Here is a 14,870-nt window from a genome sequence, read left to right on the forward strand (position 1 = left end):
CCCGGGCCGAACGGCCCGGGCATTTCCCTGCGGAGCGCGTGTCACATGCCGTCGCCGTTCCAGCGTCCCGCGCTGCGGCTGCGGACGGGGCGGCTGGACAGGATCGGCGCCGGAATGGGGTCGCCCTTCTGCCAGCTCCGGCCCGCGCCCCAGACGTGCGCCTGCTCGTCGGTGCGGTCGGCGGGGTGTTCGAGGGACGCGGGCTCGGCGCCCCAGTCGGCCTTCAACGCGTCATCGTGATCGTGGTCGTGATCGTGATCATGGTCGTGTCCGTGGCCGCCCTGGAGGCGGGCGGCGTCCATGGCCTTCGCGATCGCGAGGAGGCTCTTGTCGGTGCCCGTCCCGTGCTGGACGTAGTCCTCGTCGATCTCCCCCTGCTCGCGCTGGTAGCGCACGGACGCCTGGAGGTCGGCCAGGTCCCGGTCGCTGCGTCCGGGGCTCCCGGCGCCCAGGTCGTGCGCCGACATCGACCAGCGCAGCCGGGACTCCCCCGGCCCCCAGTTGATCGCCTCGCCGCCCCAGCGGACCCATTCGCTCTGCGTGTACCAGTTGAACAGCTCGCCGTCGGAGCGCAGCAGCCACGTCGCGCCGCCCTCCATGCTGGTGAAGTGGCCGTGCTTCACGCGCGCCGGACGGAAGAAGTACGTGCCGAGGTCCAGCGTCCCGAAGTTGTACTCCATGTGCCCCTGGACGGTGTACGCCTCCTCGTAGCACGGGTGGTGCGCGAGGCGGTGGTCGGTCCAGCCCTCCTGGGCGTGGACCAGCCGCGTGTAGAAGCCGGTCACCGGGTCGACGTGCAGGTACTTGATGAACAGGCCGGGCATGGGGCCGGGGTTCGGCACCGCGTCCCACTTCATGGCCTCGGAGTCGACGACGAGGACGTCCTCGCGAGCGCCCTCCCAGCGCGGCGCGTTCGTGTTCTCGACGGGGTCGAACCCGGCGTCGCCGTACTCGCGGTAGTGCAGCAGCCGGGTGCCCTCGCGGAACGTGATGGCCTCCGTCGGGACGCCCTTCGGCGCGTAGACGTAGCCGCCCTTGCCGATCTCCCTGCCGCCGTAGGTCATCGACCCTTCGAGCACGTAGTACTCGGTGTTGGCGTGGTGGATGCCGGGGCCGCGGCCCCAGTCGGTGTGGAAGTCGACGCGGAGCGAGCAGGAGCCGTCCTCCTCGTCGACCGACAGCCGGCGTTCGCTGGCCCGGCCCTCGCCGCCGGCGAGTTCGGCGCCGTGCCAGATGTAGTCGGCCTCCTGGATGAGTTCGACATGGGGTCGCAAGGAAGAGCACCTCTTTCGGTATTCGGGAATTCGAACGGAGCCGATGGGGCGGGGCCGGTGGTCAGCGGTCGCGCAGTTCGCGTTTGAGGACCTTGCCGGCGGCGTTGCGGGGAAGGACGGGCAGGAACTCGACGGTGCGCGGCACCTTCGGGCCGGACAGCCTCTCCCGGCAGTGCGCGTCCAGCGCGTCCGCGGTGACGGACGCGCCGGGCCGGACGACGACGTACGCGGCGACGCGCTCGCCCCAGCGCTCGTCCGGCAGCCCGACGACGGCGCAGTCGGCGACGCCGAGGAAGGCGGCGATGACGTCCTCGACCTCGCGGGGCGCGATGTTCACCCCGCCGGAGATGATCATGTCCTTCTTCCGGTCGACGACGTAGACGAAGCCGTCCTCGTCCCGGACGACGATGTCGCCGCTGGCCAGGAACCCGTCATCGGTCGTGCAGGCGGCGGTGGCCGCGTCGTCGTGCAGGTAGCCGTTCATCAGGAACGGCGAGCGGCTGAACAGCTCGCCGCGCTCGCCGGGCCCGGCGGGCTCGCCCGCGTCGTCCACGACGCGGAGCTCCGTCATGTACCAGGGCAGGCCGACCGAGCCGGTGCGGGACGCGTCGTCCGGGCGGCAGTTGGTCACGATGCCCGCCTCCGTCGACCCGTACAGCTCGTGGACGCCCGCGTGCGGGAACGTCTCCGTCACCCACTCCTTCAGCACGGCGGGCAAGGCGGCCGCGTTGAAGTAGAGGGTGTCGAGGCTGGACGCGTCGTGCCGCCCGGCCGCGCCGGACTCGCGGAGCGTCTGCGCGTGGGTCGGGACGAGGAACGCCGACTGCGCCCGGTGCCGCTCGGCCAGGACGAGCATGTGCTCCGGGTCCCATTTCGGCAGCATGACGACGGTGCCGCCGGCGACGACGGGCGCGTAGTCGAAGACCATCCCGGCGCCGTGGTACATCGGCGCGACGGCGAGGCTGACCCGGCGGGCGCCGAGGCCCCACTCCATCGCGGACAGGTAGCACATGAGCGTCCGCGCGCGGTGGCTGCTGAGGACGCCCTTGGGCTTCCCGGTCGTCCCGGACGTGTAGTACAGGCAGCACGGGTCGTTCTCGTCCACGGGCGCCATCGGGTCGGCGGCGGACGCGGATTCGAGCGCCTTGTCGTAGTCGTAGGAGGCCATGCCGTTCGTGCCGCTCCCGCCGCCTGCGCCGATCCGGAGGACGACGTCCATCGGGACCGGCGGCTCCTCGTCGGAGATGTGGGCGCGGGCCTGCGAGTGCTCCAGGATGTAGGCGGTCTCGGGCTCGGTGAGGCGCGTCCCGAGCGGGACGAGCACCAGGCCCGCCTTGGCCGCGGCGGCGATGATCTCGGGGAATTCCAGCCGGTTGCCGAGCCGGACGGCGCAGCGGTCGCCCGGCCGCAGCCCGCGCGCGAGCAGCGCCTGCGCGAGCCGGTTCGCCCGCTCGTCCAGGGCCCGGTAGGTGAGGGTCCGCTCCCCCTCGACGACGGCCACGGTGTCCGGCGTGGCGGCGGCGAACTCGCGCACGCCCCCGGCCATCGAGAGCGGCGCGCCTCCCCGGCGGAGTGCCACGACACCACCTCCGTGTTCCGTAAATCGGAATTGAGTTCCGATGAGCGTTATCGGAGAGCTTGCCGGGTGGTCCCGGCGCCCGTCAATGCCCTCCGGACAGAAAGTCTGACGTTTACCGGTACGATGGCCGGGTGACCGCCGAGAGAGCACCCGACCGGCGTGCGCCCGCGTACGCGGAGATCGCCGCCAGCCTGCGCGACCGCATCATCGCCGGGGAGTTCAAGCCCGGCGACCGGCTCCCGATCGAGCCCGTGCTGTCCGCCGAGCACGGGGTCAGCCGGAGCACGGTCCGCGAGGCGCTGCGGCTGCTGGCCAGCCAGAACCTCGTCACCACCACGCGCGGCGTCGCGGGCGGCAGCTTCGTCGCCTACCCGCGGCCCGACCAGATCACCGAGTACCTCGCGACCAGCCTCAACCTGCTCACCCTGGACACCCGGATCACGGTCGACCAGCTGCTGGAGATCCGCGAGATGCTGGAGGTCCCGGCCGCCGGGCTCGCCGCGCTGCGCGGCGACGAGAAGGGCCTGGCCGAGTTGCGCGAGTCGCTGTTCGACCCGAGTGCCCTCGACCCGGCCGAGACCTTCGCGCCGAACCGGCACTTCCACGGGGTGCTGCTGAAGATGGCGGGCAACCCGTTCCTGGAGGTGGTGACGCAGCCGGTGTTCCGCGTCCTCAACGAGCGGTTCCTGCGGGAGAACGCGCCCGCCAGGTTCTGGTACGGCGTCGACCACGACCACCGCGAGATCCTGTCCCGGATCGAGGCGCGGGACGAGGCGGGCGCGCGCGAGGCGTGCCACGCCCACCTGGAGAACCTCCGCGAGACCTACACGTCCATCGACCGCACCCGCCTCGGCGACTGAGCTCCCTTATCCGACCTTCGTCTCGTTGATGAGGGTGCGCTGGAAGCAGACGCCGTCCCTGATCCACTGCCAGACGCGGTTGCGGCGCGTGCCGTCCTCGCTGAGATGGATCAGCTCGAACAGCCGCAGGTCCTCGCCCTCGGCCTTGTAGATCCAGTTCAGGTAGATGACGCGGTCGTCCAGCTCCCAGAACTCGCCGCGCAGCCGCTCGGTGTCGAACGTGCAGCGGCCGGCGCCCTGGTAGACGCCGGGGAACACCCGCGTCTCGGTGCGTCCGTCCGCCCACGTGTACTCGTTGACCTGGTGGTAGTCGTGCTCGCCGTCCACGGGCAGGGTGCAGGTCAGCAGCGAGTCGTGCCGGTCGGTGACCTCGCCTTCGGCGTCGACGTAGGTGTAGGTGCCCTTCCACTTGCCCTCGTGCCTGGCGAGCAGCGGCATCTCTTCGCGGATCGATCCCATGGTTTCCCTTCGGTCTGTTCAGCGGGCCTGGTGGAGGCGGTCGATCGACTCCTGCTGCCTGCGGGCGAACCAGGCGCGTTCGGGCGGGCGTCCGTCCAGCCCGTTCGGGCGCTCCACGTCGTGCCGGGCGTACTCGTCCGCCCAGAGGCCCGGCTTGACGCGCGACAGCAGGTTGCCCATGCCGGGACGGGCCCGGTTGCGGCGCAGCGCGGCGAGGTCGAGCTCGGCGTAGGCGACGACGCTCTCCCCGCCCGCGGCCTCGGCGAGCACCCGTCCCTCGAAGTCGAGGATCTGCGACCCGCCGGACGTCGAGTCGCCGGGGATCGGGATGCCGTGCAGGCCGCCGCTGTTCGCCGACACGACGTAGGCGAGGTTCTCGACGGCGCGGGCGCGGCGGCCGATCGCCTTCGGGGTGAGCGCCGGGCTCGTTGCCTCGGACGTCGAGTGGCAGAACACCTCGGCGCCGCGCAGCGCGAGCGCGCGGGCCAGCTCGGGATAGAGGATCTCCTCGGACGCGATACAGGCGAGGTTCCCGATCTCGGTGCGGGCGACGGGGAGCACCGCGTCCATGCCGTAGAGGTCGAGGTAGCGGTCCCAGACGTCGTACGGGGACGGCGAGTACAGCGAATGCAGGCGCCGGTAGCGCAGCACCGTCTCGCCGGACGGGTCGATCACGAAGGACGCCTGGAAGTACAGGCCGGGGAAGTTCGGGTCGCTCTCGTAGGCGTTGCCCGACAGGAACAGCTCCTCGCGGACGGCGACGGCGGCGAGCGCCTCGTACTCGGGGCCGTCCGGGGAGAGCGCGGCCATGTCGCGCCAGCGCTCGATGGGCTCGCCCATCGGGAAGCCGCTGAGGACGTACTCCGGCAGCACCACCAGCCGCAGGTCAGCCCCGACCCAGCGTTTCGCGGCGGCGACCTCGCCGCCGATTCGTGCGATCGCCGCGGTCATGGCGTCCCGCGCCTCGGCCGGCGGCAGCCCGTTCACGGCTCGCGTCCGCGTCTGCAGCGCGAGGGCCCGGTACGCGGGATCCGCGGTCTGCGGCTGGTTCACGTCCTCCCACCTCCCCATCCATGTCGGAACGCCGTTACGCTAAGCGGAATGCGAACGGCCACGCAAGGGGTCCGAGGGGTTGACGCCATAAAAGTCTGACCTTTAGGTTCGGGAGAGCCCCTGCGGCAGGGGCGCATCCGAGGAGGTGCGGCTTGACCGTCCACGAGGCCCAGATCGGCCGGTACTACGAGGACTTCGCCGTCGGCGACGTGTTCCGGCATCCGCTCGGCCGGACCATCGGCGAGAGCGACAACACCTGGTTCACGCTGCTGACGCTGAACACGAACCAGAACCACTTCAACGCCGACTTCGCCGGGCGCTCCCCCAGCGGCAGGATCATCGTGAACTCGGGGCTGACGGTCGCGCTCGTGCTCGGCCTGTCGGTGCTCGACGTCAGCCAGAACGCGCTGCTCAACCTCGGCTGGACGGACATCCGGCTCACCCACCCGGTGTTCGTCGGCGACACCGTCTACGCCGAGTCGCTGATCACCGAGATGCGCGAATCGGGGTCGCGGCCCTACGCGGGCATCATCACCGCCCGCACCCGCGGCCTGAACCAGGACGGCGACGAGGTCGTCTCCTGGACGCGCACCGTCATGGTCTACAAGCGGGACGCGCCGCACGACAAGAACTACTTCCCCGAGGCCAAGACCGGGCCGCTGACGGCATGAGGATCACCTACGGGCCGTGGGGCGAGACCCTCGCCGAGCTGGTCGCCGCCGCCCGCGCGGCCGAGGAGGCAGGGGCGGACGCGGTGTGGGTGCCCGAGCTGCACCGCAGCGCGACGGTCCAGGCGGCGGCCGTCGCCGCGGGCACCGAGCGCGTCCGGGTGGGCACGGCGATCGCGCTGGCGTTCACCCGCAGCCCGATGACCACCGCGCTGGAGGCGCTCGACCTGGCCGAGCTGTCCGGCGGACGGTTCGTCCTCGGGCTCGGATCCGGCGTGCGGCGGCTCAACGAGGACTGGCACGGCGTCCGCTGGGAGCGGCCCGCCGCGCGGCTCCGCGAGACCGTGGCGATCATCCGGCACTTCGCCGCGCACGCCGCGTCCGGCGCGCCGATGACCGTCGAGGGCGAGCTGGCGAGCCTGCGGGTGCGCGGCTACCAGCGGCCGTTCCCCGCCGTCCCGTTCCCGGTGTACCTGGCGGGGATGGGGCCGGTGATGACGAGGCTGGCCGGGGAGATCGCCGACGGCTGGATCTCGCACGAGCTGTGCTCCCCCGCGTGGCTCCGGGAGCGGGCGCTGCCGCTGCTGCGTCCGGGCGTGGACGCCGTCGTGTCGGCGGCCTGCTCGATCGACCCGGACCCGGCCGAGGCGCGCCGCCGCGCGGCAGGGCTCGCCGGGTTCTACGCCTCGGTCCGCACCTACGCCGACTTCTTCGCCTTCCACGACCTGGCCACCGAGCAGGAGAAGGTCGTCGAGGCGTTCCGCGGCGGCACCGGGGCGGATGGCCTCGCCGCCGCCGTGCCGGACCGGATGGTCGACGCGCTCACCCTCTCCGGCACCGCCGACCAGGTGGCCGAGCGCATCGCGGCCTACGACGGCCACGCCACCACGATCAAGCTGACTCCCCCCACCCACGGGCTCGCGCCCGCCGAGACCCGGGTGGCGCAGGCCCGGATCATCGAACTGATCAAGGAGCTGGCATGAGGCCGCTGGAGGACGTGCGGATCGTCTCGCTGGAGCAGTACGGCGCGGGACCGTTCGGCTCGCTGCACCTGGCCGACCTCGGCGCCGAGATCATCAAGATCGAGGACCCGCGGACGGGCGGCGACGTCGGACGCTACGTCCCCCCGTACGCCGAGGGCGAGGACTCGCTGTTCCACGAGGCGTTCAACCGCAACAAGCGGTCGGTGTCGGTCGATCTGTCCACCGAGGCCGGGCGGACGGTGTTCGAGGAGCTGGTGCGGGTCTCCGACGCGGTCTACTCGAACCTGCGCGGCGACGTCCCGGCCAAGCTCCGCATCACCTACGACGACCTGAAGCACCTCAACCCGCGGATCGTGTGCTGCTCGCTGACCGGGTTCGGGATGACCGGGCCGCGATCTAAGGAACCCGGCTACGACTACATCCTGCAGGGCCTCGCCGGGTGGATGGACCTGACGGGCGAACCGGACGGGCCGCCCGCCAAGTCCGGGCTCTCGCTCGTCGACTACTCGGGCGGATACGTGGCGGCGCTGTCGATGATCGCCGCCCTTCACGCGGCCAGGCGCGACGGCATCGGCATGGACTGCGACGTCTCGCTCTACGACACGGCGATCTCGATGCTGACGTATCCGGGGGTGTGGCATCTGAACGCGGGGTTCGCGCCGTCGCGGACGCGGCATTCGGCGCACCCGTCGCTGGTGCCGTTCCAGAACTTCCGCGCCAAGGACGGCTGGCTCGTCGTCGGCTGCGCGAAGGAGAAGTTCTGGCGGCGGCTCACCGCCGTCCTGGATCGTTCCGACCTGGCGGACGACCCGCGCTTCGCCACGTTCGCCGACCGGCAGCGCAACGCCGCCGACCTCCTCGCCCTGCTGGAGCCGCTGTTCCTCGACCGGACGGTCGCGGAATGGCTGGAGCCGCTGTACGCCGCGTCCATCCCGTGCGCGCCGGTCAACGACGTCGCCGCCGCGCTCGCGGAGCCGCACACCGCCGCCCGCGGCCTCGTCGTGGAGACCGAGCACCCGCGCTACGGGACGCTGAAGAACCTCGCCTCTCCGGTGCGGGCGGGCTCCGAGCCGCCCGCCTACCGGCGCGCCCCGCGGCGCGGCGAGGACCTCGCGCACGTCACGTCCGAGGTGCTCGGCCTCACCGGGGAGCGCGTCGCGGAGCTGGCCGCGGCCGGGGCCTTCGGCCCGGAGCAGGCGGCGACCGGGCCGGAGCCGGCGGCATGACGGTCGCGTGCGAGCTGGCGGAATGGGCGCTCGGGCTCGGCGTCGAGGACGTCCCCGAGGCCGTGCGGCACGCCGCCGTCCGGCACGTCCTGGACGGCCTCGGCTGCGCCGTCGCGGCGGCCCGGCGCGGCGCGGCGGACCCGGCTGTCCGGACGGCGCGCGAGCTGGGGGGCGGGCGTCCCGAGGCGACGATCATCGGCCAGCCGCCGAGCGCGGCGCGCGTGACGCGCGCGGAGGCCGCGTTCGCGAACGGCGTGCTGATGCACGCGCTCGACTTCGACGACACGCACGCGGGCGGGCTCGTGCACGCGTCCGCGCCGGTGGTCCCGGTCGCGCTCGCGGAGGCCGAGGCGCTCGGGCGCACCGGGTCCGACCTGCTGCTGGCGGCCGTGGCCGGGCTGGAGACCGTGTGCCGGCTCGGCGCCGCCGCCCCGCACGGATTCCACGCCCGCGGCCTGCACGCCACCGCCGCGTGCGGGGTTCTGGCAGCGGCGCTCACCGCGTCCCGGCTGCGGGGCCTGACCGTCGCCGAGACCGTCGACGCGCTCGGCATCGCGGGCAGCCAGGCGGGCGGGCTGCTGGAGTTCCTCAACACGGGCGCGTCCACGAAGCAGCTGCACCCGGGGTTCGCCGCGCGGGGCGGGGTGCTCGCCGCGTCCCTCGCGTCGCACGGCGCGTCCGGGCCCGGCTCGGTCGTCGAGGGCGAGTACGGGTTGTACGGGGCGCTGCTCGGCCGCCGCGTCCCGCCGGCGGCGGTCCTGGACGGGCTCGGCGAGCGCTGGGAGCTGACCCGGATCACCGTCAAGCCGTATCCCGCCTGCCAGCTCATGCACGCCCAGCTCGACGCCGCCCGCGAGTTCCACGGCAAGGACGTCGCGAGCATCACCGCCGAGGTGCACCCCGACGCCGCGTCCATCGTCTGCGGGGACGGCAAGGAACGTCCGCGCACGTCCTACGACGCCAAGTTCAGCCTGCCGTGGAGCGTCGCCGCGATGGTCGTCGACGGGACGGTGACCGCCGCGACCTACGACGAGATCGACCGTCCCGACGTCCTGGCCCTCGCCGCCCGCGTCGGGACGGAGGTCGTGGCGTTCGGCGGCGCCGCCGCCGACCAGCCGGGACGGCTGCGCGCCGTCACCCGCGACGGCAAAGAGATCCGCGCCGAGGTGCCCCGCAGCGGCGGCGGCCCGGACGATCCGGGCATCGACGCGCTCGTCTGGGACAAGGCGCTCGCCAACATCGGCTCCCCCGGCAGCGTCGATCGGATCCTCGCCCTGCCCGGCCTCACCACGATTCAGCCGCTGCTCAAGGCCCTGGAGGAACAGTGACGATACGGCTGCCCGCGTTCGCCGGGACGATCGGCGGCGCCTACGAGCGGGCGTTCGCCGAACTTGCCGCGGCCGGCACGGCGCCCGGCGACGTCGTCCACGTCGTGGAGTACGCGACCGCGACCGCGCTCGGTGCGTATCCGGACGTCGAGGCCGCCCGCCGCGCGGCGCTCGGCGGCCACCGCGCGCCGGTCGCGACGGTGGCGGTGGAGGCGCTGCCCGGCGGCGAGGACCTGTCCGTCGAGCTGACCGCGTATCCGGGCGGCGGCGAGCTGATCGAGGCCGCGCCCGACGACGGCATGCACCGCGGCAGCCTCCGGATCGCGGGCGGGATCGTCTACCTGCCCAGCATCCACCCGCGTGGCGGCGACTTCCGCGCGCAGTACCGGCAGTGCCTGGAACAGGCCGCCGACCTGCTGAAAGCGGCCGGGCTGGGGCTCGGCTCGCTCGTCCAGACGACCGACTACACGGCGAGCGCGACCCGCGCCGAGTACCCGCGCTGCGGGCGTCCGCGCAAGGAGCTGCTCGGCACCGAGGACGGCGTGTTCCCCGGCGCGGCGGGCATCATCGTCGACCAGCCGGTCATGCCGGGCGCGATGGTGTCGCTGGACGCGATCGCGTCCACGGCGAAGCTCCGGACGGTCAACCCGGGCTGGAAGCGGTACGACACCCTCACCTACAAGCCCGGCGTCGCGGCGGGCGACACCCTGTTCATGTCGGGCTTCGGCGCGCTCGAACCCGCCACCCAGAAGGGCATCTTCGACGGCGACCTGCCCGCGCAGGCGGAGTACACGTACGCGTCCATCGCGGCGACGCTCCGCGAGGCGGGGCTCGGGGACCGGCCGCCGTACGGGAGCGTCGTCCGGCTCGTGGAGTACATCACCCCGGACGCGGTGGGCGGCTACGACGAGATCGCCGAGATCCGCGCGAAGTACTTCGGCGACGCGCCCGCGCTGACGTCGGTGGTGTGCTCGGCGCTGCTGCGCCCCGACTTCCTCATCGAGGTCGTGCCCACGGCGGTGCTCCCATGAGCCTGCTGACCGACGAGATGAAGGCGCTGATCGGGCGCGAGGTCGTCTACACGGCTCCTGAGGAGCTCGGGCGCGCGTCCATCCGCTACTTCGCCCAGGCCGTCGGCGACCACAACCCGCTGTACACCGACGACGCGTACGCGCGCGAGCACGGGTACGACGGCGTGGTCGCCCCGCCGACGCTGATCTTCGAGACGAACCAGTACGCCGGGCTCGCCAGGGACGACGACGGTTTCGCCGGGCATTCCTGGCATCTCGACGTGCCGGGGACGCGGCTCGTCCGCGGCGGCAACTCCTACGCGTTCCACCGCCCGGTCCGCCCGGACGACGTCATCACCGCGACCTGGCGGATCAGCGACATCACCGAACGGGTCAACGGCCGGGGGCAGGCGATGCTCGTCGTCACCTCGGCCGCCGAGTACACCGACCAGCGCGGCGAGCCGCTCGCGACCAACGAGGAGACCCTGATCTACGTGGAGATCACATGACCGGCGTGGCGGTGGGAGACGCCGTCCCGGAGCTGGTCCGGCGCTTCGAGCTGGCCGACATGGTCGCCTACGCGGGCGCGACCTGGGACTGGCACCGCATGCACTACGACCCCGCCTTCCTGGAGCCCCGGAAGCTGCCCGCCCCCGTCGTGGACGGCCAGGTGTTCGGCGCGCTGCTCGCCGAGCAGGTCCAGGACTGGCTGGGGCCGTCCGCGCGGCTGACGAAGATGCGGTTCCGGTTCAAGAACCTGGTCTTCGCGGACGAGACCGTCCGCTGCACCGGCGTCGTCACCGGCGTCGACGGCGGCCTGCTCACCATCGAGCAGAAGGTCGAGGTCGTCCAGGACGACGGCGGCGGACGCGTCGCCGTCGCGCCCGCGGGCTGCGAGGTCCGGCTGTGACCGTGGCGATCGCGGGCGCGGCCGAGTCCGACCTCGGCGTGACGGGCGCGTCGATCCTGCGGCTGCAGGCGCAGGCGGTCACCCGTGCGCTGGCCGACGCCGGTCTCGCGCTCGCCGACGTCGACGGCATCGCCACGACCGGCGTGTCCCGCTTCTCCGCCACGCAGATGGCCGACTACCTGGGCATCCGTCCGTCCTGGACGGACTCGACGTTCGCGGGCGGCTCGGCGTTCGAGATGTTCGTGGCGCGGGCCGCGCAGGCGATCGACGCGGGGCAATGCGAGACCGTGCTGATCACGTTCGCGTCCAACCAGCGGTCGGCCCGGTCCCGTTCGCTCGGTGGAGTCGCCGACGCGCACACCCCGGAGGCGATCTTCGAGGCGCCGTACGCGCCGCTGTACCCGATCTCGTACTACGCGATGGCCGCGCAGCGCTACCTGCACGCCTACGGCGCGAAGCGGGAGCAGCTCGCCGAGGTCGCGGTCGCCGCCCGCGAGTGGGCGCTGCTGAACCCGAAGGCGTTCCGCTACGGGAAGGGCCCGCTCACCACGGACGACGTGCTCGACGCGCCGATGGTGTCGACGCCGCTGACCGCCGCGGACTGCTGCCTCGTCACCGACGGCGGCGGCGCCGTCGTCGTCACCTCCCTGGACCGCGCGCGGGACCTGCGCCGCCCGCCCGTCATCGTCCTCGGGTACGGCGAGTCGGCCACCAACACCAGCATGACCTCGGCGGACGACCTGCTCCGCCCCGGCTCGTTCGACTCCGGGCGGCGCGCGTTCGCGATGGCGGGGCTCGACCCGTCCGACGTGGACGTCACCGAGGTGTACGACTCCTTCACGATCACCGTGCTGCTGACGCTGGAGGGGCTCGGGTTCTGCGCGCCCGGCGAGGCCGCGTCGTTCGTCGAGAGCGCGCGGATCCGGCCCGGCGGCGGCTTCCCCCTCAACACCAACGGCGGCGGCCTGTCGTACTGCCATCCCGGCCAGTACGGGCTGCTGCTGCTGATCGAGGCCGTCCGGCAGCTGCGGGGCGAGTCCGGCGACCGGCAGGTCCCGGACGCGGAGATCGCGCTCGCGCACGGCACCGGCGGGATCCTGTCCAGCCACGCGACCGTCCTGCTGGGGGTGGACCGGTGATCGAGGACGACTGGTGGGAGGCCACCCGGGAGCGGCGCCTCCTCGTCCAGCGGTGCTCGTGCGGGCACGCGCAGCACTACCCGCGCGACCTGTGCACCCGCTGCGGCGGGACGGACCTGGCGTTCGCCGAGGCGTCCGGACGCGGCAGCGTCGACTCGTTCACCGTCGTGCACCGCGCGCCGTCCCCGGACGTCGAGACCCCCTACGTCATCGCCCGGGTCAGGCTCGCCGAGGGCCCGATCGTGCTCACCCGGCTGGCCGGCCCCGGCCCGTGGACCTGCGACGACCCCGTCCGGCTCGGCTGGCGCCCGCTCCCGGACGGCCGCAACCTCCCCATATTCGTCAAGGACGCCTGATGGACTTCGAACTCACCGAAGAGCAGCGGCTCTTCCGCGACACGCTCCGCGACTTCGTCGACCGGGAGATCCGTCCCGTGGTCCACGAGTGGGAGGCGACCGACCGGTACCCGACCGAGATCGTGGAGAGGATGAAGGGGCTCGGGCTGTTCGGGCTCACCGTCCCGGAGGAGTACGGCGGGCTCGGCGCCGACATGGTCTCCTTCGCGCTCGTCTTCGAGGAGATCTCCAAGGGCTGGATGGGCATCGCCGGCATCCTCGGCAGCCACTCGCTGTCCTGCTGGATGATCGCCCGGCACGGCACCTCCGAGCAGAAGGAGCGCTTCCTGCCCGACCTCGCCGCCGGGCGCCGCCGCACCGGCATCGGCCTCACCGAGCCGGGCGCGGGCACCGACCTGCAGGGCATCGCGACCGTGGCCCGCCGCGACGGCGATCACTACGTGGTCGACGGCCGCAAGACGTGGATCACGAACGCCCGGCACGCCAGCCCGCTGCCCGTCCTGGTGAAGACGGACCCGGCCACGACGCCCGCGCATCGCGGCATGTCCGTGCTGCTCGTCGAGGACGGCTTCGAGGTGCTGCGCGACCTGCCGAAACTCGGCTACAAGGGCACCGAGTCGTGCGAGCTGGTGTTCGACGGCGTGCGCGTCCCCGCCGCGAACCTGCTCGGCGGCGTCGAGGGGCGCGGCATGCAGCAGGTCCTGTCGGGGCTGGAGACCGGGCGGATCAACATCGCCGCGCGCTCGCTCGGCATCGCCCAGGCCGCCTACGACGAGGCGCTGCGGTACGCGGCGCAGCGCGAGGCGTTCGGGCGGCCGATCCACGACTTCCAGGCCGTCCAGCTCAAGATCGCCGACATGGCGATCAAGGTGCAGGCGGCGCGGCTGCTGGTGTACTGGGCCGCGTCCCGCGCCGACGCCGGCGACCGCGTCGACATGCAGGCGGGCATGGCGAAGACGTTCGCCAGCGAGGCCGCGATCGACTGCGCGCTCGCGTCGATGCAGATCCACGGCGGATACGGGTACTCCAAGGAGTTCGCCGTCGAGCGCCTCTACCGGGACGCGCCGCTCATGAGCATCGGCGAAGGCACCAACGACATCATGCGGACCGTCATCGCCAAGGCCCTGACGTCGGGCAAGGAGAGCATCGGATGAAGACGGCGCTGTACGTCCCCGGCGACCGTCCGGACCGGCTGGACAAGGCGCTGCGGTCCGGCGCCGACCAGCTGATCGTCGACCTGGAGGACGCGGTCCCGGTGGCGGCGAAGGAACGCACCCGCGCGGCCGTCGCCGGGTGGCTGCGCGCCCTGCCCGCGGAGCGTCCGCTCGTGACCGTCCGGATCAATCCGGGCGGCCTCGGGCATGCGGACGTCCGCGCCCTCGCCGGGCCTGGCCTGGACGGCGTCCTCGCCGCAAAGACCGAGACCGCCGATGAGATGCACGCGCTGGACGGCGTCCTCACGGCGGCGGGGATGCCGGAGCTGCCCGTCGTCCCGCTGCTGGAGTCGGCGGCGGCCGTCTTCGCGGCCCCGGCGATCGCCGCCGCGCCGCGCGTCACCGGCCTCCAGCTCGGTGAGGCGGACCTGGCCGCCGACCTCGGCGTCACCCCGTCCCCGGACGGGTCGGAGCTGCTCTGGGCCCGCTCCCAGATCGTCGCAGCGTGCGCCGCCGCCGGGCTGAGCCCGCCGCTCGCGCCCGTCTCCACCGAGTTCCGCGACCTGGACGCCTTCCGCGCGACGACCGAGCGCCTCAAGCGCCTCGGCTTCCGCGGGCGCGCCTGCATCCATCCCGCTCAGCTCCCGGTCGCCGCCGGGGTCTTCACGCCGTCGCCAGCCGAGCTGGAACGCGCCCGGACGCTCGTCGCCGCCTACGAGTCGAGCCTGGCGGCGGGGTCCGGCGTCCTCGTCGGCGACGACGGCCGCCTCGTGGACGAGGCGGTGGTCCGCGCCGCCCGCCGCCTGCTGCTCACCTGAGCCGTCAGGGATGTACATCGGGGCATTTCGATTGTTAAGGTCACATCACACCA

16 protein-coding genes are annotated in these 14,870 nt (G+C 72.8%); 12 read left to right on the forward strand and 4 right to left on the reverse strand.

Features of this window, described 5'->3' with window-relative positions; translation table 11 throughout:
- Positions 1–41: 41 nt before the first annotated feature.
- On the reverse strand, positions 42–1,274 hold the full coding sequence (locus E1287_RS13285) for a DUF4437 domain-containing protein (RefSeq protein ID WP_131965221.1): 1,233 nt from the start codon (positions 1,272–1,274) through the stop codon (positions 42–44).
- 61 nt (positions 1,275–1,335) lie between these two features.
- Complete coding sequence (locus E1287_RS13290) at positions 1,336–2,853, reverse strand: AMP-binding protein (RefSeq protein ID WP_243718947.1); 1,518 nt, start codon at positions 2,851–2,853, stop codon at positions 1,336–1,338.
- Between the two features lie 131 nt (positions 2,854–2,984).
- Between E1287_RS13290 and E1287_RS13295 the strand changes: the two genes are divergently transcribed.
- Positions 2,985–3,713, forward strand: a complete 729-nt coding sequence (locus E1287_RS13295; protein ID WP_131965222.1) for an FCD domain-containing protein — start codon at positions 2,985–2,987, stop codon at positions 3,711–3,713.
- A gap of 6 nt (positions 3,714–3,719) precedes the next feature.
- On the opposite strand, the gene E1287_RS13300 is transcribed toward E1287_RS13295, so the two are convergent.
- Positions 3,720–4,172 carry a DUF3598 family protein gene (locus E1287_RS13300; RefSeq protein ID WP_131965223.1) on the reverse strand — a complete coding sequence of 151 codons (453 nt, stop codon included), beginning with the start codon at positions 4,170–4,172 and terminating at the stop codon, positions 3,720–3,722.
- An 18-nt stretch (positions 4,173–4,190) separates the two neighbouring features.
- The gene (locus E1287_RS13305; RefSeq protein WP_207934191.1) at positions 4,191–5,225 is read right to left on the reverse strand and encodes a nitrilase-related carbon-nitrogen hydrolase; all 1,035 of its coding nucleotides are present in this window, start codon (positions 5,223–5,225) and stop codon (positions 4,191–4,193) included.
- A gap of 152 nt (positions 5,226–5,377) precedes the next feature.
- On the opposite strand from E1287_RS13305, the gene E1287_RS13310 reads away from it, so the two are divergent.
- The 11 genes from E1287_RS13310 to E1287_RS13360 are packed head-to-tail and all read left to right on the forward strand — an operon-like array spanning position 5,378 to position 14,817.
- Positions 5,378–5,896 carry a MaoC family dehydratase gene (locus E1287_RS13310; protein ID WP_131965225.1) on the forward strand — a complete coding sequence of 173 codons (519 nt, stop codon included), beginning with the start codon at positions 5,378–5,380 and terminating at the stop codon, positions 5,894–5,896.
- Complete coding sequence (locus tag E1287_RS13315; protein WP_131965226.1) at positions 5,893–6,876, forward strand: LLM class flavin-dependent oxidoreductase; 984 nt, start codon at positions 5,893–5,895, stop codon at positions 6,874–6,876. The genes E1287_RS13310 and E1287_RS13315 overlap by 4 nt, the downstream gene beginning before the upstream one ends.
- A complete protein-coding gene (locus E1287_RS13320; RefSeq protein WP_131965227.1) occupies positions 6,873–8,102 on the forward strand; it encodes a CoA transferase in 1,230 nt (409 codons plus the stop codon). The genes E1287_RS13315 and E1287_RS13320 overlap by 4 nt, the downstream gene beginning before the upstream one ends.
- Positions 8,099–9,430: an MmgE/PrpD family protein gene (locus E1287_RS13325; protein ID WP_131965228.1), complete on the forward strand. Its 1,332-nt coding sequence runs from the start codon at positions 8,099–8,101 to the stop codon at positions 9,428–9,430. Before E1287_RS13320 ends, E1287_RS13325 begins: the two co-directional genes overlap by 4 nt.
- On the forward strand, positions 9,427–10,461 hold the full coding sequence (locus E1287_RS13330; RefSeq protein ID WP_243718950.1) for a RidA family protein: 1,035 nt from the start codon (positions 9,427–9,429) through the stop codon (positions 10,459–10,461). Before E1287_RS13325 ends, E1287_RS13330 begins: the two co-directional genes overlap by 4 nt.
- Positions 10,458–10,949 (forward strand): MaoC family dehydratase N-terminal domain-containing protein, encoded by a 492-nt coding sequence (locus E1287_RS13335; RefSeq protein ID WP_131965229.1) that lies wholly within the window; start codon positions 10,458–10,460, stop codon positions 10,947–10,949. The genes E1287_RS13330 and E1287_RS13335 overlap by 4 nt, the downstream gene beginning before the upstream one ends.
- Complete coding sequence (locus E1287_RS13340) at positions 10,946–11,350, forward strand: MaoC/PaaZ C-terminal domain-containing protein (protein WP_131965230.1); 405 nt, start codon at positions 10,946–10,948, stop codon at positions 11,348–11,350. The genes E1287_RS13335 and E1287_RS13340 overlap by 4 nt, the downstream gene beginning before the upstream one ends.
- Positions 11,347–12,489: an acetyl-CoA acetyltransferase gene (locus E1287_RS13345; RefSeq protein ID WP_131965231.1), complete on the forward strand. Its 1,143-nt coding sequence runs from the start codon at positions 11,347–11,349 to the stop codon at positions 12,487–12,489. The genes E1287_RS13340 and E1287_RS13345 overlap by 4 nt, the downstream gene beginning before the upstream one ends.
- Complete coding sequence (locus E1287_RS13350) at positions 12,486–12,845, forward strand: OB-fold domain-containing protein (protein WP_243718952.1); 360 nt, start codon at positions 12,486–12,488, stop codon at positions 12,843–12,845. The genes E1287_RS13345 and E1287_RS13350 overlap by 4 nt, the downstream gene beginning before the upstream one ends.
- The gene (locus tag E1287_RS13355) at positions 12,845–13,999 is read left to right on the forward strand and encodes an acyl-CoA dehydrogenase family protein (RefSeq protein WP_131965232.1); all 1,155 of its coding nucleotides are present in this window, start codon (positions 12,845–12,847) and stop codon (positions 13,997–13,999) included. Before E1287_RS13350 ends, E1287_RS13355 begins: the two co-directional genes overlap by 1 nt.
- Complete coding sequence (locus E1287_RS13360) at positions 13,996–14,817, forward strand: CoA ester lyase (RefSeq protein ID WP_131965233.1); 822 nt, start codon at positions 13,996–13,998, stop codon at positions 14,815–14,817. The genes E1287_RS13355 and E1287_RS13360 overlap by 4 nt, the downstream gene beginning before the upstream one ends.
- Positions 14,818–14,870: the final 53 nt, after the last annotated feature.

The sequence above is a fragment of the Actinomadura sp. KC06 genome, assembly GCF_004348735.1.
Taxonomy (GTDB): Bacteria; Actinomycetota; Actinomycetes; order Streptosporangiales; family Streptosporangiaceae; genus Spirillospora.